The 613-nt window shown below is 66.2% G+C and carries 1 protein-coding gene; it reads right to left on the reverse strand.

The window, feature by feature from the left end:
- A partial coding sequence (locus HWX22_RS31380) for an Ig-like domain-containing protein (protein WP_244135335.1) occupies positions 1-603 on the reverse strand: 603 nt, incomplete at its 3' end.
- Positions 604-613 lie beyond the last annotated feature (10 nt).

Genomic DNA, 613 nt, shown 5'->3' on the forward strand with positions numbered 1-613 from the left:
GTCGTTCGTCTCGCCGTTCGGCGCGACATTGCCCACCTGCGGCTCGACCGCGTCGAACACGCCCGTGATCGACGGTGCGCTCGGCACCCCGCCCACCTGCAGCGTGAAATCAAAGCCGTCGCTCGACGCGCTTTCATTGCCAGCGGCATCCTTCGCGATCACCGACAGCGTGTGCGTCCCTTCCGGCAACGACGAAGCGGGCCGGAACGACCATTGGCCGTCCGCATCCGCCCGCGTGCTGCCCAGCAGTACCTTCGTGCCGTTCGCGACGTCATAGATCATGACAATGCTGTTCTGCTCGGCCGTGCCTCGCAGCGTCGGCTGCGCATCGTCGGTCGTATCGTGCGGATGCAGCGGCCCGGTCTCGTTGCCGGCGTTGTCGATGACTTCCTCGAGCGACGGCTTGCCCGGCGGCGTCAAGTCGATGTTCAACTCGTACGGCTGCGACGGCGCGCTTTGCGCGCCGGATATGTCCTTCGACTGCGCAATCAGCGCATGCTTGCCTTCCGTCAGCGCATGGGCCGAGTCCGGCGTGAAGCTCCACTTGCCCGACGCGTCCGTCGTGGCCGAACCCAGCGTCGTGTCGCCATCGCGGATCGTCACGATCGAACCC

Origin of the sequence: Burkholderia sp. BCC1638 (assembly GCF_902833195.1) — a bacterium.
Lineage (GTDB): Bacteria > Pseudomonadota > Gammaproteobacteria > Burkholderiales > Burkholderiaceae > Burkholderia > Burkholderia diffusa.